Source organism: Micromonospora sp. URMC 106 (genome assembly GCF_051386395.1).
Lineage (GTDB): Bacteria > Actinomycetota > Actinomycetes > Mycobacteriales > Micromonosporaceae > Micromonospora.
In genome coordinates this window covers 1-17,445 of sequence record NZ_JBPQTP010000029.1, presented here as the reverse complement: position 1 = coordinate 17,445, position 17,445 = coordinate 1, and the positions used below count along the sequence as shown (strand labels likewise).

The window sequence follows — 17,445 nt, the reverse complement described above, 5'->3', positions numbered from 1 at the left end:
GGACCGGTCGGTACTAGGTATCCCGGGCCCCTGATACTTAAGGAAGCAGAGGATGGCCGAGCTGACCATCTCGACGGAGGAGATCCGCGGCGCCCTGGAGCGCTACGTCTCCTCCTACTCGTCCGAACTCTCCCGCGAGGAGGTCGGCACCGTCGCCGACACCGGCGACGGCATCGCCCACGTCGAGGGTCTTCCCTCGACCATGACCAACGAGCTCCTGGAGTTCGAGGACGGCACCCTCGGTGTGGCGCTGAACCTCGACGTCCGGGAGATCGGTGTCGTCGTTCTCGGTGACTCCGCCAAGCTCGAAGAGGGCCAGCGCGTCAAGCGCACCGGCCGGGTGCTCTCCGTGCCGGTCGGCGACGCCTTCCTCGGTCGCGTGGTCGACGCGCTCGGCCAGCCGATCGACGGCCTCGGCGACATCGCCAACGAGGGCTTCCGCGAGCTGGAGCTCCAGGCCCCGAACGTGATGTCCCGCCAGTCCGTCTTCGAGCCGCTGCAGACCGGCATCAAGGCCGTCGACGCCATGACGCCGATCGGCCGGGGCCAGCGCCAGCTGATCATCGGCGACCGGAAGACCGGCAAGACCACGGTCGCGCTGGACGCCATCCTCAACCAGCGGGACAACTGGCGCTCCGGCGACCCGAAGAAGCAGGTCCGCTGCATCTACGTCGCCATCGGCCAGAAGGCCTCCACGATCGCCTCCATCAAGGGCGTCCTGGAGGAGGCGGGCGCGATGGAGTACACGACCATCGTCGCCTCCCCGGCCTCCGACCCGGCCGGCTTCAAGTACCTGGCCCCCTACACCGGCTCGTCCATCGGGCAGCACTGGATGTACGGCGGCAAGCACGTCCTGATCGTCTTCGACGACCTGAGCAAGCAGGCCGAGGCGTACCGCGCCGTGTCGCTGCTGCTGCGTCGCCCGCCGGGCCGCGAGGCGTACCCGGGTGACGTCTTCTACCTGCACTCCCGCCTGCTGGAGCGCTGCGCGAAGCTCTCCGACGAGATGGGCGGCGGCTCGATGACCGGCCTGCCGATCATCGAGACGAAGGCCAACGACATCTCGGCCTTCATCCCGACCAACGTCATCTCCATCACCGACGGCCAGATCTTCCTCGAGACCGACCTGTTCAACCAGGGCGTCCGGCCGGCCATCAACGTCGGCACCTCGGTCTCCCGGGTCGGTGGCGCCGCGCAGGTGAAGCCGATGCGGAAGGTCGCCGGCTCGCTGCGGCTCAACCTGGCCCAGTTCCGCGAGCTGGAGGCGTTCGCCGCCTTCGCCTCCGACCTGGACAAGGCCTCCCGCGCCCAGCTGGAGCGCGGCGCCCGCCTGGTCGAGCTGCTCAAGCAGCCGAACTACTCGCCGTACCCGGTGCAGGAGCAGGTCGTCTCGGTCTGGGCCGGCACCGAGGGCAAGCTGGACGACATCCCCGTGGGTGAGGTCCGCCGCTTCGAGTCGGAGTTCCTCCAGTACCTGCGCCACAAGCACGAGGGTGTCCTGGCGGGCATCGCCGACAACAAGTGGGACGACGAGATCGTCGCCTCGCTCGACCGCGCCATCACCGAGTTCAAGCAGGTCTTCCTCGGCAAGGCGGACGAGCGTCGGATCAACGAGGCCCCGGCCGCGCCGCTCGAGGGCGAGGAGAACCGCGAGACGGTGACCCGCTTCCGCGACGGCACGACCGACCGCCCGGTCGAGAACCAGTAAGGGCTGATTCATGGCGGCCCAGGTACGCGTTCTTCGTCAACGGATCCGCTCGGCGAAGGGGATGAAGAAGATCACCAAGGCGATGGAGCTCGTGGCGACGAGCCGGATCGCCAAGGCCCAGGCCCGGGTGGAGGCGTCCCTGCCGTACGCCCAGGCCATCACCGGTGTGCTCACGGCGCTGGCGTCCAACGCGCGGATCGACCACCCGCTGCTCACCCCGCGTCCGCGGGTGCGGCGGGCGGGCGTCCTGCTGGTGACCGCCGACCGTGGCCTCGCCGGCGGTTACAGCTCCAACGCGATCAGGATGGCGGAGTCGCTGATCGCGCGGCTCCGCGCGGACGGCAAGGAGCCGGTGCTCTACGTCATCGGGCGCAAGGGTGTGGGCTTCTTCCGCTTCCGTGACCGGCCGATCGAGGCGAACTGGACCGGGTTCTCGGAGCAGCCGTCGTTCGCCGACGCGCGCACCGTGGGCGAGACGCTGATCAAGGCGTTCACGGCCGGTGCGGACGACGTCGACGGCGGCGCGGGGGCGGACGGGGTGCTCGGGATCGACGAGTTGCACATCGTCTACACCGAGTTCCACTCCCTGATGACCCAGACCCCGGTCGCGAAGATCATCGGGCCGATGCAGGTCGAGGACCGTCCCCGGTCCGAGGGCCTGCTGCCGGCGTACGAGTTCGAGCCGGAGGCGGAGGCGCTGCTCGACGCGCTGCTGCCGAAGTACATCAACACGCGGATCTACGCGGCGTTGCTGGAGTCGGCGGCGAGCGAGTCGGCGGCCCGTCGGCGGGCGATGAAGAGCGCCACCGACAACGCCGAAGAGATGATCGAGAAGTACACGCGTGAGATGAACTCGGCCCGCCAGGCCGGGATCACCCAGGAGATCAGTGAGATCGTCGGCGGCGCGAACGCGCTGGCCGCGTCGGGAAGTGAAGTGTGATGACTGCCCTAGTAGAGACCAAGACGGCCACGGGTCGCGTGGTCCGGGTCATCGGCCCGGTCGTCGACGCCGAGTTCCCGCGCGACGCCATGCCGGCCCTGTTCAACGCCCTGCACGTGACCGTGACGCTCTCCGGCGGCGAGAAGACGCTGACCCTGGAGGTCGCCCAGCACCTGGGTGACAACATGGTCCGCGCCATCTCGATGCAGCCGACCGACGGCCTGGTCCGTGGCGCCGAGGTGCGCGACACCGGCTCGCCGATCACCGTTCCGGTGGGCGACGCGGTCAAGGGCCACGTGTTCAACGCGATCGGCGAGTGCCTCAACCTCACCGAGGGCGAGACGCTCAACCCGGACGACCACTGGGGCATCCACCGCAAGGCCCCGGCCTTCGCGGACCTGGAGCCGAAGACCGAGATGCTGGAGACCGGCATCAAGGTCATCGACCTGCTCGCCCCGTACGTCAAGGGCGGCAAGATCGGCCTGTTCGGCGGCGCCGGCGTGGGCAAGACGGTGCTCATCCAGGAGATGATCACCCGTGTCGCCCGGAACTTCGGTGGTACGTCGGTCTTCGCCGGCGTGGGTGAGCGGACCCGCGAGGGCAACGACCTCATCGCCGAGATGACCGAGTCCGGCGTCATCGACAAGACCGCGCTGGTCTACGGCCAGATGGACGAGCCGCCGGGCACCCGGCTGCGGGTGGCGCTCTCCGCGCTGACCATGGCCGAGTACTTCCGCGACGTGAAGAAGCAGGAGGTGCTGCTCTTCATCGACAACATCTTCCGCTTCACCCAGGCGGGTTCGGAGGTCTCCACCCTGCTCGGCCGCATGCCGAGCGCCGTGGGTTACCAGCCGACCCTGGCCGACGAGATGGGCGAGCTCCAGGAGCGGATCACCTCCGTCCGGGGCCAGGCCATCACCTCGATGCAGGCGATCTACGTGCCGGCGGACGACTACACCGACCCCGCCCCGGCCACCACGTTCGCCCACCTCGACGCGACCACCAACCTGGAGCGGTCGATCTCCGACAAGGGCATCTACCCGGCGGTGGACCCGCTGGCGTCCTCGTCCCGGATCCTCGCCCCGGAGTTCGTCGGCGCCGAGCACTTCGCGGTGGCGACCGAGGTCAAGCGGATCCTGCAGAAGTACAAGGACCTGCAGGACATCATCGCCATCCTCGGCATCGAGGAGCTCTCCGAGGAAGACAAGGTCACGGTCGGCCGGGCCCGCCGGATCGAGCGCTTCCTGTCGCAGAACACCTACGCGGCGGAGCAGTTCACCGGCGTGCCGGGCTCGACGGTCCCGATCAAGGAGACCATCGAGGCGTTCAAGAAGATCAGCGAGGGGGAGTACGACCACTTCCCCGAGCAGGCCTTCTTCATGTGCGGCGGTCTCGAGGACCTGGAGCGCAAGGCAGCGGAGCTGATGAAGGGCTGACCTGTCGGTCCTGAGAAAGGCCGCCCCGGCAATGCGGGGGCGGCCTTTCGTTCATCTTCAGGCCCTATCATCTCCGCTGCCCGGTTCCGCACGGTCGGCGATCACGCCGGACGCGAGGTACCGTCGATCCGCGCGCCCGCCGGTCGCGGGCGTCGATCTGTGCAACCAATCGGCTGCGCGCGCCCGTCTCCTGATCGTGGGCGTGACGAACGGAGATGATCGTGGGTAAGGCCGGCAAGGGCGGCGGCAAGTCGTCCATGTGGTCGGGGGTGCCGCGCTGGGCCCGGGTCTGCACGGTGTTCGGTGCCGTTCTCATGCTGCTCAGCGGCGTGGTGCTGGTCGGCGCCGAGGCGCTGATGGCCCGCTACGAGGGCGCGGTGGGCAAGGCCGACCTCTTCGGCGACCAGGCCGCCGGGGCGAAGGAGCGCAAGAGCGACATCAAGGGCCCGCTCAACATCCTGCTGGTCGGCATCGACCCGCGCAAGCCGGAGACCCCGCCGCTGGCCGACTCGATCATGGTGCTGCACGTGCCCGAGGCGATGGACCGGGCGTACCTGTTCTCCATGCCCCGCGACCTGATCGTGGACATCCCCCGGTTCGACAAGGCCGGCTTCAAGGGCGGCCGGGCCCGGATCAACGCGGCGATGTCCGAGGGCAGCGACGTGCAGGGGCAGAACCCGAGCGCGGCGCAGGGATTCGAGCTGCTCGCCCTGACCGTGCAGCAGGTCACCGGGATCAAGCGCTTCGACGCCGGCGCGATCATCAACTTCAACGGCTTCCAGAAGATCGTCGACGCGATGGGCGGCGTCGACATGTACATCGAGCGCGAGGTGCGCTCCGAGCACCGGGAGCCGGACGGCAAGCACCGCAAGGGCAACCCGTACGGCGACGGCTACGTCGGTCCGCAGGCGGTCTACAAGAAGGGCACCCAGCACCTCAACGGCTGGCAGGCCCTCGACTACGTCCGCCAGCGCTACCCGAAGAACGGGGTCCCCGACGGCGACTACGGCCGCCAGCGCCACCAACAGCAGTTCGTCAAGGCCATGGCGGGCCAGGCGCTCAGCGCCGACGTGGTGACCAACCCGATCAAGCTGGACCGGGTACTGCGGGCGGCCGGCCAGTCCCTGGTCTTCAGCGGCCGCGGCCACAGCGTGGTCGACTTCGGTCTGGCGCTGAGGAACCTCCGACCGGAGACCATCCAGATGGTCAAGCTGCCGGGCGGCGGGGTCACCGAGAACGGGAAGTACCAGGGCGAGCGCTTCGAGCCGGAGGTCGAGGACTTCTTCACCGCCCTGCACAACGAGCAGCTCGACGCCTTCCTGCTGGAGCACCCCGACTTCCAGAACAAGACCAAGTAGCCGTGGCGCAGGTCTCGCCACCCGCGTTGGGGGCGCGTCGGCGGCAAGACTAGACTTTCGACAATCCGCCGCCGCAGCAAGGAGACAGCGTGGCACAGCAGCTTCACGTCGAGCTCGTAGCCGTCGAGGAGAAGGTCTGGTCCGGTGACGCCGAGATGGTCGTCGCCCGGACGACCGAGGGTGAGCTGGGTGTGCTGCCGGGGCACGCGCCCCTGCTCGGCCAGCTCGCCGAGCCCGGCCAGGTGCGCATCAGGCTCGCCGGCGGCGAGCAGGTCTCCTACGAGGTCGCCGGTGGCTTCCTCTCCGTGAGCGCCGAGGGCGTCACCATCCTGGCCGAGAGCGCCACCCCGGTTTCCGCCGCGCAGAGCCGCTGAGCCGCACCGCCGATGGGGATCGTCGAAGGGATCGGAATCGGCGTCGCCGTCATCCTCGGCGCGCTCCTGATCCTCTTCGCCCGTCGGGCGGTCGTCACGCGGAGCGGGGGCATCATCCGCCTCGGCGTCCGGACCTCCACGATGCTCGACGGTCGCGGCTGGTCCCCCGGCTTCGGCCGGTTCGTCGGCGACGAACTCCGCTGGTACCGCATGTTCAGCTTCGCCGTACGCCCCACCCGGGTGCTCTCCCGCAAGAAGCTGGCGGTGGAGCGGCGGCGGCTGCCCGAGGGGCAGGAGCGCCTCTCGATGCCCGCCGACTGGGTCATCCTCCGCTGTACGAGCGACCACGCTCCGGTGGAGATCGCCATGGCCCGGTCCACCGTCACCGGGTTCCTCTCCTGGCTCGAGGCCGCCCCTCCGGGGGCGGTCTCGCCGCGTATGGCCTCCCAGGACTGGCCCGCCGCCTGACGTCCCCTCGTCCGTTGGGGGTTTCCGGGGAGCCCACCCGCTCCGGGCGGTCAGGCTTGGTCCCTCCGCGGGCGGGCTCCCGGGAAACCCCTGCCGTCGCGCTGTCCGCGGCCCGGCGCACTCTTACACCACCTGCGCTGTTACCGGGCTCGTCAGGTGACCCGCTGAACTACTCGGGTGGGGAGGCGACCAGTTCGACCTCGTAGCCCTGGCCGTCGGTGAGGTAGGCGGCGTAGGTCTGTGGGCCGCCGGCGTGCGGGTGAAGCTCGGGGAAGAGCAGGGTCCAGCCGTACGCCGGCGCGGCCTCGACCAGCCGGTCCACGACAGCCGGCGGGCCGGCGTGGAAGGCCAGGTGGTTGAGTCCCGGGGCCCGCCGGTCGTGCCGCCGCCCGCGTAGCGCCGGCGACTGCTCCAGCACCAGGTACGTCGGGCCGAGCCGCCAGGAGCGGCCGGCCGGCCACTCCTGGTACGGCGTCCAGCCCAGCTCGCCGAGCAGCCAGCCCCAGCTGCGGATGGCGGCGGCCAGGTCGGGTACCCAGACCTCGACGTGGTGCAGCGTGCCCACCGGCGCCCTCGGCGGGCCCGGGTGCCCCGTGGTCAGCGCTTGCCGCCCGGCACCCATAGCACATCGCCGCCCGGATTGGCCGTTCTTGACAGGATGAACAGCAGGTCGGAGAGCCGGTTGAGATACTTTGCCGGGAGCGAGCTGGTCCGATCGGGGTCGTGCGCGACCAGGGCCCACGCCGCCCGCTCCGCGCGCCGGGCCACTGTCCGCGCCACGTGCAGCAGCGCCGCGCCCGCGGTGCCGCCGGGGAGGATGAAGGAGTCGAGCTTGCTCAGGCGTGCGTTGTACTCGTCGCACCAACCCTCGAGGCGCTCGACGTACTCCTCGGTGACCCGCAGCGGCGGGTACTTCGGGTCCGGCTCGACCGGGGTGGCCAGGTCGGCGCCCACGTCGAACATGTCGTTCTGGATCGACGCCAGGACGCCCCGCAGCTCGTCGTCGAGCTGCCCGAGGGCGAGCGCCACGCCGATCGCGGCGTTGCACTCGTCGACGTCCGCGTACGCGGTGATGCGCGGATCGGTCTTCGGCACCTGCTCGTTGTTGCTCAGCCTGGTCATGCCGGCGTCGCCGGCCTTGGTGTAGATGCGCGTGAGGTGGACGGCCATGACGCACAGCCTACGGATACCGGACCTGACGATCCCGGCGCGTCCGGGCGGAGCCGCCCTGCGGCCGACCGGGTTGGGCCCCGGTGACGCCGGTCATCCGGCGGTCAACGACGTCGACGTCATCCGGGTGCGCGGCGAGGCCCGCCTGGCGGGCACGGTGCATGTGGTCGGCGCCAAGAACTCGGCGTTGAAGCTGATGGCCGCCGCGCTGCTCGCCCCGGGCCGCAGCGTGATCACCAACGTCCCGCGGATCACCGACATCGCGATCATGGGCGAGGTGCTCCGCCGGCTGGGCTGCGGCATCCACTTCGACGCCGACGACCCGGTCGACCCGATGGTCGCGAACGGCGGGGTCGCCCGGTCCCGGTCGGTCGTCATCGACGTGCCCGACCAGCCCGGCACCGAGGCCGACTACGACCTCGTCCGCCGGCTGCGCGCCTCGATCTGCGTGCTCGGCCCGCTGCTGGCCCGCCGGGGGTACGTGCGGGTGGCGCACCCCGGCGGGGACGCCATCGGCTCGCGAGGGCTGGACATGCACATCGCCGGGCTGACCCGGATGGGCGCCGAGATCTCCGGCGAGCACGGCTTCGTGATCGCCTCGGCGCCGCACGGCCTGCACGGCGCGGAGATCGTGCTCGACTTCCCCAGCGTCGGGGCGACGGAGAACCTGGTCATGGCGGCGGTGCTGGCCCGCGGGGCCAGCGTCATCGACAACGCCGCCCGGGAGCCGGAGATCGTCGACATCTGCACGATGCTCAACCAGATGGGCGCGCGCATCTCCGGCGCCGGCACGTCGACCCTGCACATCGAGGGGGTGCCGGGGCTGCGGCCGGTGCGGCACGCCACGGTGGGGGACCGGATCGTGGCCGGCACCTGGGCCTTCGGCGCGGCGATGACCCGGGGGGACGTCACCGTGACCGGGGTGGATCCGCGCTTCCTGGAGGTCGCCCTCGACAAGCTGGTCTCGGCCGGCGGCCTGGTGGAGACCCGGGGCGACGCGTTCCGGATCCGGATGGACGACCGGCCCAAGGCCGTGGACGTGGTCACCCTGCCGTACCCGGGCTTCGCGACCGACCTGCTGCCGATGGCGATCGGCCTGGCCGCCGTCAGCGACGGGGCCTCCCTGATCACCGAGAACATCTTCGACGGCCGGTTCATGTTCGCCAACGAGATGATGCGGCTGGGCGCGGACATCAAGACCGACGGGCACCACGCGGTGGTCCGTGGCCGGGAGCAACTCTCCGGCGCCCCCGTACGCGCCACCGACATCCGGGCCGGCGCGGGGCTGATCATCGCCGGGCTCTGCGCCGAGGGGGTCACCGAGGTCTCCCACGTGCACCACGTGGACCGGGGCTACCCGGACTTCGCCGCAGACCTGCGGGCGCTCGGCGTCGAGGTGGAGCGGGGCACCGCCCCCGAGGAGCCGGAACTCACCATCTGAGCCTCGCCGCCACCCCGCCGTCGGCCGCGGCGGCACGCCTTAGCATCCGTTCAGGCGTGCCGACTAGGGTGCTGGCAGACACTCAATCAGGCGAGGGAGAAGCAGATGGCGGGTCGACTCGCGGTCGTCGGGGCCGGGCTGATGGGCTCGGGCATCGCCCAGGTGGCGGCGCAGGCGGGCTGGCAGGTGACGCTGCGGGACCTGGACGACGCGGCCACCAGGCGGGGCGTGGACGGCATCCGGAAGTCGCTGGAGAAGTTCGCCGAGAAGGGGAAGATCCAGGCGTCCGACGTCGAGGCGGCGCTGGGCCGGATCACCCCGACCACCGACCTGGAGGCGGCGGCGGACGCCGACATCGTCGTCGAGGCGGTCTTCGAGAAGCTCGAGATCAAGCACGAGGTGTTCCGGGCGCTGGACAAAATCTGCAAGTCCGACGCGATCCTGGCCACCAACACCTCGGCCATCCCGGTCACCCAGATCGCCACGGCGACCGAGCGGCCGGAGTCGGTCGTCGGCACCCACTTCTTCTCGCCGGTGCCGATGATGAAGCTCTGCGAGCTGGTGCGCGGCTACAAGACCAGTGACGAGACCCTGGCGACGGCGAAGGCGTTCGCCGAGGGGATCGGCAAGACCGTCGTGGTGGTCAACCGGGACATCGCCGGCTTCGTCACCACCCGGCTGATCAGCGCGCTCGCCATGGAGGCGGTCAAGCTGGTCGAGTCCGGCGTGGTCTCCGCCGAGGACCTGGACACCGCCTGCAAGCTGGGCTTCGGCCACGCCATGGGCCCGCTGGCCACCATCGACCTGACCGGCGTGGACGTGCTGCTCAACGCCACGAAGAACATCTACACCGACACCGCGGACGAGAAGTTCTTCCCGCCGGAGCTGCTCCAGCGCATGGCCACCGCCGGCGACCTGGGCCGCAAGACCGGCAAGGGCTTCTACACGTACTGACGCCCGTCCGGGGGCGGCGGCGTTCCCCGGCCAGCTCAGCGGACCGCCTCCGCCGGCGCGGGGGCGGTCCGTCGCAGCCCCGAGGTGAGCGCGACGGTGGCGGCCAGCGACGCCGCGGCGAACAGCGCGACGGCCCGGTGTGCCGGGACCAGGTCCGCGACCGTGCCGGCGAGCACCGCGCACACCGCCTGCCCAGCCAGCATGCCGTTGTGGTGCAGGCCGAGCACCTGGCCACGGGCCTCGGGTGGCGAGTGGGTGATCAGCCGCTCCTGCAACGGCAGCCCGGCGGCGAAGCCGACCGAGGCGACCAGTGCGACGACCATGGCCAGCGGTAGCGGCGGCGACAGCAGGAAGACCAGATAGGGGACTGCGAGCAGCAACCGCAGCGTGGGAACCCACCGCTCCCGGCGGGCCCCGGTGAGGAACCGCCCCACCACCACGTCGCCGATCAGCATGCCGAGGGCGGCAGCGGCGAACAGGAAGCCGGCGCGATCACCGGCGTACGGGACGAAGAGCGCCTCGCACCCGACGATCAGACCGCCGGGTACCCACAGGTTCAAGAAGAGCGACCGGCGGCCCCGGTCCGCCCAGAGTTCCCTGTTCACCCGCACGGTACGCGCGATCGTCGTCCGCTCGGTGACCCGCACCGGGCGTTCGGACAGCCCGAACCAGCCCACCGCCGCGGCCACCGCCCGGAGCACCGCGGCGAGCAGGAACACCTGGTCCGGGCTCAGCAGGACGAGCAGGGCACCGGCCAGTCCGAACCCGGCGATCTGCATCACCCCGACGCTCGTGTTCATGGTGGCCCGGGCCAGTACGTAGGCGTTGGCCGGCAGGATCTCGGTGAGCAGCGCCCACCTGGCCCCACCGGTGATCGAGCCGACGTACGCGCTGGCGAAGATGATCGTGAACCGGGCCCACAGTGGCAGCCCGGGCACGGCCTGCACCGCCGCCCCGATGGTGACCAGCACCGCGGCCAGGGTCAGCGCCCGGCGGGGCGGCAGGCTGTCCGCGGCCGACAGCAACGTCAGGCTGCCGAGCACGCCGGCCAGCGGTGCGCCGAACATGCTCAGCGCGGTGAGCAGCGCCGAGCCGGTCGACGCGTAGGTCAACGCGCCCAGCGCCAGCGCCGACGTGGTGTGCGCTGCGATCCCCGCGCAGTTGGCGAGGAACAGGTTGCGGAATTCACGGGTCGCGAACAGCTCTGCGTACGTTCTCACGGGCACGATCGTGTGGGGCGCCGGGCGGATCTCGTAGAGTTACGTCTGGAGGCGAAACGTGGGAGTCTGGCACGTGCCGTCGGACCTGCTTGCGCGGAGCCGCTTCACGGTCTCGCCGATGGTCGACACGGTCGCCGCGCTGCGCGCGCTGCACGACCCGCGCAGTCCCTGGCAGCGTGCCTGGCGAAGGCCCCACATCGAGGCATTCCGGCGGATGCTGGCCGCCCGGCCAGTGGCCCGGGCGCTGCTGCCCGCGTCGTTCAACCCCAGGTGGACCGCGGATTTCCTCACCATCGCGCCAACCTCGCCCGAACCGACGTTCCCGACGGAGCTGGCGGCCGTCGCGCGGTTGTCCGACGAGCGGATCCGGACCGACCTGCGGGCCACCCACCCGGCACCGCTCGCCGCCGAGTTGCTGGCGGACGGTCTCACCGGTGCGGTGGTGGAGCTGCTCGACTGGGTCTGGACGCACGCCGTCGAGCCGGAGTGGCCGGAGCGGGAACGCCGGCTCCGGGCCGACATCGTGGCCCGCACCACCGCGTTGAGCACAGGCGGCTGGGCGGGGGTGGTCGCCGATCTCAACCGCAACATGCGGTGGCTGGGCGACGGCCGTCTCCAGGTCAACGACTATCCGGAGCCACCGCTGTCGCTGGACGAGGCCGAGCAGCTGGTCTTCGTGCCGGCACACTGCCGGCGCGGCTGGGTGGTGTGGGACATGCCCACCCGGTTCGGGATGGTCTATCCGGCACGCGGCATCCTGGTGGACCCCGACTCACCGGCGCCGGACGGCCTCGCCCGACTGATCGGCGCGAACCGGGCCAACATCCTGGCCCGGCTGGACGCGCCGCTGAGCACCTCGCAGCTGGTGGCGGTGACCGGGCTGTCCCTCGGGACGGTGAGTGACCACCTGCGGGTGCTGCTCGACGCGGGCGCCGTCAGCAGACGGCGGTCCGGGCGCGAGGTGCTCTACTGGCGTACGCCGCTCGGTGCGACGCTGGTCGGCGGTGGGTGAGCGGGGCCGCCCGGCCGGCGCGCCGGAACCGCTTGGGCGGATCAGCCGTCGCGCTTGGTGGTCCAGCGGAAGGTGGTCAGGCAGAGCACCAGGCCGATCACGCACCAGGCGACGAGCACCAGGGCGACCCGGTCCAGCTCGAACGAGCCGCCCGGCTCGCGCGCGCCGAAGCTCTCCGGCAGGAAGACCGCGCGCAGGCCCTGGCACATCCACTTGAGCGGGAAGAGCGCCGCCACCTGCTGCATCCAGCTCGGCAGCTCGGTGAAGACGAAGAACACCCCGGAGATGAACTGGAGCACCAGCGCGACGGGGGTGACGACGGCCGGGCCGCCACGGGCGGTGCGGGCCAGCGACGAGATGGCGATTCCGCACAGCGTGCAGGCGGTGACGCCGAGCACCGACACCCAGCCGAAGGTGAGCCACTTCGCGGCGGTGCCGGGCAGCGCCAGGTCGAACATCGCCACCGAGACGGCGAGCAGCAGCACGGTCTCCGCGACGCCGATGGCGACGACCATCAGCACCTTGCCGGCGAACCAGACCCACTTCGGCATCGGCGTGCCCCGGTAGCGCTTGAGCACCCCCCGGTCCCGCTCCATCGGGATCCAGATGCCGAGGTTCTGGAAGCTGACCGTCATGAGGCCGGTGGCGATCATGCCGGTGATGAAGTACTGGGTGTAGCTGACGCCGGGCGCGATCTGGTCGCCGAAGATCGACGCGAAGATCACGATCATGATGACCGGGAAGCCCATCGTGAAGACGACGGACTCCCGGCTGCGCAGGAACTGGGTGATCTCCAGCCGGCCCTGCCGCAGGCCGAGGGTGACCGGGCCGGGCCGGCGGGCGGGGGCGGTGGCCGGCGGGGCGGGCGTGGTCGTGGTGGTGGTCATCGGTGTCCGATCATCCGCAGGTAGACGTCCTCCAAGGTCGGCCGGGTCACCGTCAGGCCCGGGACCTCGCCGCCGAAGCGCGCGGCCAGCTCCGCCACCAGCGCCGTCGGCGTCGCACTCTCCACCGCCTCCGGCTTCCCGTCCGGCGTACGCCAGGAGACCGTCGCCAGGGCCGCCTGCCGGTCGCCCAGCCGGTCCGGCGCGGCGACCTCGATCACCCGGCCGGCGGCGATCACCCCGACCCGGTCGGCCAGCGCCTCGGCCTCGTCGAGGTAGTGGGTGGTCAGCACGATGGTGGTGCCGGCGGCGGCCAGGTCCCGGATCAGCTCCCAGAACTCCCGGCGCGCCTCCGGGTCGAAGCCGGTGGTCGGCTCGTCCAGGAAGAGCAGCTCGGGGCGGCCGATGATGCCGAGCGCGACGTCGAGCCGGCGCTTCTGCCCGCCCGAGAGGGTGTGCGTGCGCGCCTTCGCCTTGCCGGCCAGCCCCACCCGCTCGATGACCTTGTCGGGATCGTCGGCGCCGGCGTAGAAGCCGGAGAAGTGGCGCACCACCTCGGCGACGGTCAGCTCGTCGAACTCGCCCGTGCCCTGGAGCACGATGCCCACGCGGGAGCGCCAGTCGGCGGCCGGCTGGGCCGGGTCGCTCCCGAGGACGCGGACCTCGCCGGCGTCGCGCTGCCGGTAGCCCTCCAGGATCTCCACCGTGGTGGTCTTGCCGGCGCCGTTGGGGCCGAGGAGGGCGAACACCTCGCCGCGGTGGATGTCGAGGTCCACGCCCGCCACCGCGACGTTGTCGCCGTAGGCCTTGCGCAGCCCCCGGACGGAGATCGCGAGCTCGTCATGCATGTCGTCAAGTGTGCGGCCTGGCCGTGGCCGCGGCCCCGCCGGGGTGTGGCGGTCCGGCCCATGTCGGGGGCTTCGCACCCGGCCGTCCGCTCCATGGATCTGTGTGGTTTTCCACAGCTCCGGTGACTGAACGGTAACTTAGACTCCCGCCATGGACGAGAAGGCTCTCCCGGGTCGGCTGCCCGAACGCGACCGCCCGTGGGTGATGCGCACCTACGCCGGGCACAGCTCGGCCGCCGCCACCAACGCGCTCTTCCGCCGCAACCTGGCGAAGGGGCAGACCGGCCTGTCGGTCGCCTTCGATCTGCCGACGCAGACCGGCTACGACCCCGACCACGAGCTCGCCGCCGGCGAGGTGGGCCGGGTGGGCGTACCGGTGGCGCATCTCGGCGACATGCGGGCCCTCTTCGAGGGCATCCCGCTGGCCGAGATGAACACGTCCATGACCATCAACGCGCCCGCGATGTGGCTGCTCGCCCTCTACGGCACGGTCGGTGCCGAGCAGGGGGCCGAGCTGTCCCGCTGCGCCGGCACCACCCAGAACGACATCATCAAGGAGTACCTCTCCCGGGGGACCTACATCTTCCCGCCGGCGGCGTCGCTGCGGCTGACCGCCGACGTCATCGCGTACACGCTGCGCGAGATGCCGCGCTGGAACCCGGTGAACATCTGCTCGTACCACCTCCAGGAGGCTGGCGCGACGCCGGTGCAGGAGGTCGGCTTCGCGCTCTCCACGGCCGTCGCGGTGCTCGACGCGGTCCGCGACTCGGGTCAGGTGCCCGCCGAGCGGATGGGCGACGTGGTGCAGCGGATCTCCTTCTTCGTCAACGCCGGTGTGCGCTTCGTCGAGGAGATCGCCAAGATGCGCGCGTTCGGCGCGCTCTGGGACGAGATCACCCGCGAGCGCTACGGGGTGGAGAACCCGAAGCAGCGCCGGTTCCGCTACGGCGTGCAGGTCAACTCGCTGGGCCTGACCGAGGCGCAGCCGGAGAACAACATCCAGCGCATCGTGCTGGAGATGCTCGGCGTGACCCTGTCCCGCGACGCCCGCGCCCGCGCCGTGCAGCTGCCCGCCTGGAACGAGGCCCTCGGCCTGCCCCGGCCGTGGGACCAGCAGTGGTCGCTGCGCATGCAGCAGGTGCTCGCGTACGAGTCGGACCTCCTGGAGTACCCGGACCTCTTCGCCGGCTCGCACGTCATGACCGCGCTGGTCGACGAGATCGTCGCCGGGGCCCGGGTCGAGCTGGAGAAGGTGCTGGAGATGGGCGGCGTGGTGGCCGCCGTGGAGACCGGCTACCTCAAGAGCGCGCTGGTCGCCTCGCTGGCCGAGCGGCGGCGCCGGATGGAGGCCGGCACCGACGTCGTGGTCGGGGTCAACAGGTACACCGAGACCGAGCCGTCGCCGCTGACCGCGGCCGGCGCGGAGGCCGTCGAACAGGTCGACCCCGCCGTCGAGGCGGCCGCCACGGCCTCCGTACGCCAGTGGCGGGCCGGCCGGGACGGGGCGGCCGTCGAGGCGGCGCTGGCCCGGCTCCGCGCGGACGCCGCCACCACGACCAACCTGATGCCGGCGACGCTGGAGTGCGTGCGGGCCGGGGTGACCACCGGCGAGTGGGCCGGCGCGCTGCGCCAGGTCTTCGGCGAGTACCGCGCGCCCACCGGCCTGGCGGGCGCCGCCGGGGCCGGTGGGGACGCGACCCTGGCCGCCGTCCGGGAGCGGGTCGCCGCCACCGCCCGCGAGCTGGGCAGCGGCCGGTTGCGGCTGCTGGTCGGCAAGCCGGGCCTCGACGGGCACTCCAACGGCGCGGAGCAGATCGCGGTGCGCGCCCGCGACGCCGGCTTCGAGGTGGTCTACCAGGGCATCCGGCTTACCGCCGGGCAGATCGTCGCCGCCGCCGTGGAGGAGGACGTGGACCTGGTCGGCCTGTCGGTGCTCTCCGGCTCGCACCTGGCCGCGGTGCCGGCGGTGCTGGACGGGCTGCGTGCGGCCGGCCGGGCGGACCTGCCCGTGGTGGTCGGCGGGATCATCCCGGCCGGCGACGCCGAGCAGCTGCGTGCCGCCGGGGTGGCCCGGGTCTTCACGCCGAAGGACTTCGCCCTCACCGGCATCATCGACGAGCTGGTCACCGTCGTCCGGGAGGCCAACGGCCTGGGCTGAAAGAAGGTCCCCTGTCGGCGCCGGGCGTCGACAGGGGAGCGGTCCGGGCGGGTCAGCGGGCGGTGTAGGTCATGCAGTCGGCCATGTCGTTGTCCGGGCCGACCTTGATCGACGGCGCGTGGCACTCCAACTGGTCGTTGTGCCGGCAGTCCGCCCGCTGGCAGGCGCCGACCTGCGCGATGAGACCGTCCACGCCGGCCCGGACGGCGGGCATCTCGATGAACGTGTGGCAGTGCGCGTGGTCCGGGCTGCCGATCGTGATGGCGAAGGCGTGGCAGTCGTTGGTCTGGTTGTACGCGCAGGCCGCGACCACACACTCCTGGACGCGGGGCATCTCCATTGCTGCGGTCATCGCGGCCTCCTCAAGGGTCTTGCCCTGATTTTAGGCTTTTGGAGGTGTTCACGATGCGGATTCAGCCCTGTCCGAGCACCTCCGACAGCGGAGCCGGCTCCAGACCGCGCTCGGCGAGCCCCGCCAGGATGTGTGGCAGCGCCTCGTCCGTCATCGGCGCGTTCGCCTCCGTCACGTGCAGGACGATCACCGAACCGGGGCGTACGCCGGTCAGTGCCGCCCGCACGACCGGCCGCCAGGACGTCGCGAACGGGTCGCCACTCACCACGTCGCCGTCCACCACGGTCAGCCCCAGCGGCGCCAGCGCGGCCAGCGCCTTCCGGTCGTGGCACAGCCCCGGGAAGCGGAAGTACCGGGTCTGCCGCCCGCCGTACGCGGCCACCACGTCGAAGGTCCGCGCCACGTCCGCGGTCATCTCCCGCTCGGGGATGCGGGGCAGGCCGTAGCAGTCCGCGGTGAACGCGAGGTGCCCGTACGTGTGGTTGGCCAACTCGAAGCGCGGGTTCGCGGCGAGCCGCCGGGTCACCGCCGGGTACTGCTCGACCCACTTGCCGGTCAGGAAGAAGGTGGCCGGGACCCGCTCCCGTTCCAGCAGGTCGATGATCCTCAGGTTCGCGTACGACCGCACCGCGCCGCTGCGCAGCTGGTACCGCATCGCGTCCGTCATGTCCGCGTCGAAGGTGAGCGCCACCTTGTTCCCCGTACGCGGCCCGTGGTCGACGACCGGCGGCCTGCTCCCCGGCGGCGTGGCGCCGGGCACCGTCGGGGTGGGGGTGGGTGCCGCTGTCGGCCCCGAGGGCGTCGGCGTGACCTCCGGCCCTGCGCCCGGAAGCCGGACGATGCCGGCGGTGACCGGTGTGCGCAGCGGGGCCGGAGCGGCGAGGAGAGCCGCGGCGGCGACCACGGCGGCGACGGTCGCGGCCAGCGGAACGCGGGAGATCTTCACGGGCACCGGGAGATGATGTCAGCGCTTCGTGTTCTGCGTGTGCCCGGTGTGGGGGTTGTGGTTTCCGGTTCCGGCGATGTGGCTGAGGTCGCCGTTGGCTTGCGCTGCGGTGGGGGTGTTCGTCTGGCTTGCGCTGCGGTGGGGGTGGTCGGCGTCGGCTTGCGGTGCGGTGGGGG

17 protein-coding genes are annotated in these 17,445 nt (G+C 71.4%); 10 read left to right on the top strand and 7 right to left on the bottom strand.

All coding sequences use genetic code 11. The features are described from left to right. Positions 1–52 precede the first annotated feature (52 nt). From atpA to ACSNOB_RS12205, 6 genes are all read left to right on the top strand, one after another. Positions 53–1,708 carry a F0F1 ATP synthase subunit alpha gene (gene atpA / locus ACSNOB_RS12230; protein WP_393109588.1) on the top strand — a complete coding sequence of 552 codons (1,656 nt, stop codon included), beginning with the start codon at positions 53–55 and terminating at the stop codon, positions 1,706–1,708. Between the two features lie 10 nt (positions 1,709–1,718). Continuing rightward, positions 1,719–2,648 carry a F0F1 ATP synthase subunit gamma gene (locus ACSNOB_RS12225; protein ID WP_393109590.1) on the top strand — a complete coding sequence of 310 codons (930 nt, stop codon included), beginning with the start codon at positions 1,719–1,721 and terminating at the stop codon, positions 2,646–2,648. Continuing rightward, on the top strand, positions 2,648–4,084 hold the full coding sequence (gene atpD, locus ACSNOB_RS12220; protein ID WP_393109592.1) for a F0F1 ATP synthase subunit beta: 1,437 nt from the start codon (positions 2,648–2,650) through the stop codon (positions 4,082–4,084). Before ACSNOB_RS12225 ends, atpD begins: the two co-directional genes overlap by 1 nt. Positions 4,085–4,299: 215 nt before the next feature. Further along, positions 4,300–5,442 (top strand): LCP family protein, encoded by a 1,143-nt coding sequence (locus ACSNOB_RS12215; RefSeq protein WP_436686766.1) that lies wholly within the window; start codon positions 4,300–4,302, stop codon positions 5,440–5,442. Between the two features lie 89 nt (positions 5,443–5,531). After that, positions 5,532–5,816: a F0F1 ATP synthase subunit epsilon gene (locus tag ACSNOB_RS12210; RefSeq protein WP_436686765.1), complete on the top strand. Its 285-nt coding sequence runs from the start codon at positions 5,532–5,534 to the stop codon at positions 5,814–5,816. A 12-nt stretch (positions 5,817–5,828) separates the two neighbouring features. Beyond that, positions 5,829–6,284 (top strand): DUF2550 domain-containing protein, encoded by a 456-nt coding sequence (locus tag ACSNOB_RS12205; RefSeq protein WP_393109598.1) that lies wholly within the window; start codon positions 5,829–5,831, stop codon positions 6,282–6,284. Positions 6,285–6,453: 169 nt separating this feature from the next. Here the strand turns inward: ACSNOB_RS12205 and ACSNOB_RS12200 are convergent, their stop codons facing one another. Next, complete coding sequence (locus tag ACSNOB_RS12200) at positions 6,454–6,906, bottom strand: VOC family protein (RefSeq protein WP_436686764.1); 453 nt, start codon at positions 6,904–6,906, stop codon at positions 6,454–6,456. Next, positions 6,882–7,454, bottom strand: a complete 573-nt coding sequence (locus tag ACSNOB_RS12195; protein WP_393109602.1) for a cob(I)yrinic acid a,c-diamide adenosyltransferase — start codon at positions 7,452–7,454, stop codon at positions 6,882–6,884. The genes ACSNOB_RS12200 and ACSNOB_RS12195 overlap by 25 nt, the downstream gene beginning before the upstream one ends. Between ACSNOB_RS12195 and murA the strand changes: the two genes are divergently transcribed. Next, positions 7,453–8,895: a UDP-N-acetylglucosamine 1-carboxyvinyltransferase gene (gene murA / locus ACSNOB_RS12190; protein WP_436686763.1), complete on the top strand. Its 1,443-nt coding sequence runs from the start codon at positions 7,453–7,455 to the stop codon at positions 8,893–8,895. The genes ACSNOB_RS12195 and murA overlap by 2 nt on opposite strands. A gap of 105 nt (positions 8,896–9,000) precedes the next feature. Further along, a complete protein-coding gene (locus tag ACSNOB_RS12185; protein WP_436686762.1) occupies positions 9,001–9,849 on the top strand; it encodes a 3-hydroxyacyl-CoA dehydrogenase family protein in 849 nt (282 codons plus the stop codon). A gap of 35 nt (positions 9,850–9,884) precedes the next feature. On the opposite strand, the gene ACSNOB_RS12180 is transcribed toward ACSNOB_RS12185, so the two are convergent. After that, positions 9,885–11,069: an MFS transporter gene (locus ACSNOB_RS12180; protein WP_436686761.1), complete on the bottom strand. Its 1,185-nt coding sequence runs from the start codon at positions 11,067–11,069 to the stop codon at positions 9,885–9,887. Between the two features lie 58 nt (positions 11,070–11,127). On the opposite strand from ACSNOB_RS12180, the gene ACSNOB_RS12175 reads away from it, so the two are divergent. Further along, a complete protein-coding gene (locus ACSNOB_RS12175; protein WP_436686760.1) occupies positions 11,128–12,081 on the top strand; it encodes an ArsR/SmtB family transcription factor in 954 nt (317 codons plus the stop codon). Positions 12,082–12,122: 41 nt separating this feature from the next. Here the strand turns inward: ACSNOB_RS12175 and ACSNOB_RS12170 are convergent, their stop codons facing one another. Continuing rightward, the gene (locus ACSNOB_RS12170; RefSeq protein WP_436686759.1) at positions 12,123–12,968 is read right to left on the bottom strand and encodes an ABC transporter permease; all 846 of its coding nucleotides are present in this window, start codon (positions 12,966–12,968) and stop codon (positions 12,123–12,125) included. Continuing rightward, the gene (locus tag ACSNOB_RS12165) at positions 12,965–13,813 is read right to left on the bottom strand and encodes an ABC transporter ATP-binding protein (RefSeq protein WP_436686758.1); all 849 of its coding nucleotides are present in this window, start codon (positions 13,811–13,813) and stop codon (positions 12,965–12,967) included. Before ACSNOB_RS12165 ends, ACSNOB_RS12170 begins: the two co-directional genes overlap by 4 nt. A gap of 151 nt (positions 13,814–13,964) precedes the next feature. Here ACSNOB_RS12165 and ACSNOB_RS12160 point away from each other — a divergent pair, with 151 nt between their 5' ends. After that, positions 13,965–15,971 carry a protein meaA gene (locus ACSNOB_RS12160; protein WP_436686757.1) on the top strand — a complete coding sequence of 669 codons (2,007 nt, stop codon included), beginning with the start codon at positions 13,965–13,967 and terminating at the stop codon, positions 15,969–15,971. A 52-nt stretch (positions 15,972–16,023) separates the two neighbouring features. Here ACSNOB_RS12160 and ACSNOB_RS12155 read toward each other — a convergent pair whose 3' ends face one another. Both ACSNOB_RS12155 and ACSNOB_RS12150 read right to left on the bottom strand, forming a co-directional pair. After that, entirely contained in the window at positions 16,024–16,323 is a 300-nt protein-coding gene (locus ACSNOB_RS12155) for a DUF1540 domain-containing protein (protein ID WP_436686756.1), read from the bottom strand. 61 nt (positions 16,324–16,384) lie between these two features. Then, on the bottom strand, positions 16,385–17,275 hold the full coding sequence (locus ACSNOB_RS12150; protein ID WP_436686755.1) for a polysaccharide deacetylase family protein: 891 nt from the start codon (positions 17,273–17,275) through the stop codon (positions 16,385–16,387). Between the last annotated feature and the right edge of the window lie 170 nt (positions 17,276–17,445).

Excerpts from the sequence above, each read along its gene's own strand:
- atpA (WP_393109588.1), top strand. The coding sequence starts at position 53 with ATGGCCGAGCTGACCATCTCGACGGAGGAGATCCGCGGCGCCCTGGAG.
- ACSNOB_RS12225 (WP_393109590.1), top strand. The coding sequence starts at position 1,719 with ATGGCGGCCCAGGTACGCGTTCTTCGTCAACGGATCCGCTCGGCGAAG.
- atpD (WP_393109592.1), top strand. The coding sequence starts at position 2,648 with ATGACTGCCCTAGTAGAGACCAAGACGGCCACGGGTCGCGTGGTCCGG.
- ACSNOB_RS12215 (WP_436686766.1), top strand. The coding sequence starts at position 4,300 with ATGATCGTGGGTAAGGCCGGCAAGGGCGGCGGCAAGTCGTCCATGTGG.
- ACSNOB_RS12205 (WP_393109598.1), top strand. The coding sequence starts at position 5,829 with ATGGGGATCGTCGAAGGGATCGGAATCGGCGTCGCCGTCATCCTCGGC.
- ACSNOB_RS12200 (WP_436686764.1), bottom strand. The coding sequence starts at position 6,906 with ATGGGTGCCGGGCGGCAAGCGCTGACCACGGGGCACCCGGGCCCGCCG.
- murA (WP_436686763.1), top strand. The coding sequence starts at position 7,453 with ATGACGCACAGCCTACGGATACCGGACCTGACGATCCCGGCGCGTCCG.
- ACSNOB_RS12195 (WP_393109602.1), bottom strand. The coding sequence starts at position 7,454 with ATGGCCGTCCACCTCACGCGCATCTACACCAAGGCCGGCGACGCCGGC.
- ACSNOB_RS12185 (WP_436686762.1), top strand. The coding sequence starts at position 9,001 with ATGGCGGGTCGACTCGCGGTCGTCGGGGCCGGGCTGATGGGCTCGGGC.
- ACSNOB_RS12170 (WP_436686759.1), bottom strand. The coding sequence starts at position 12,968 with ATGACCACCACCACGACCACGCCCGCCCCGCCGGCCACCGCCCCCGCC.
- ACSNOB_RS12165 (WP_436686758.1), bottom strand. The coding sequence starts at position 13,813 with ATGCATGACGAGCTCGCGATCTCCGTCCGGGGGCTGCGCAAGGCCTAC.
- ACSNOB_RS12160 (WP_436686757.1), top strand. The coding sequence starts at position 13,965 with ATGGACGAGAAGGCTCTCCCGGGTCGGCTGCCCGAACGCGACCGCCCG.
- ACSNOB_RS12155 (WP_436686756.1), bottom strand. The coding sequence starts at position 16,323 with ATGACCGCAGCAATGGAGATGCCCCGCGTCCAGGAGTGTGTGGTCGCG.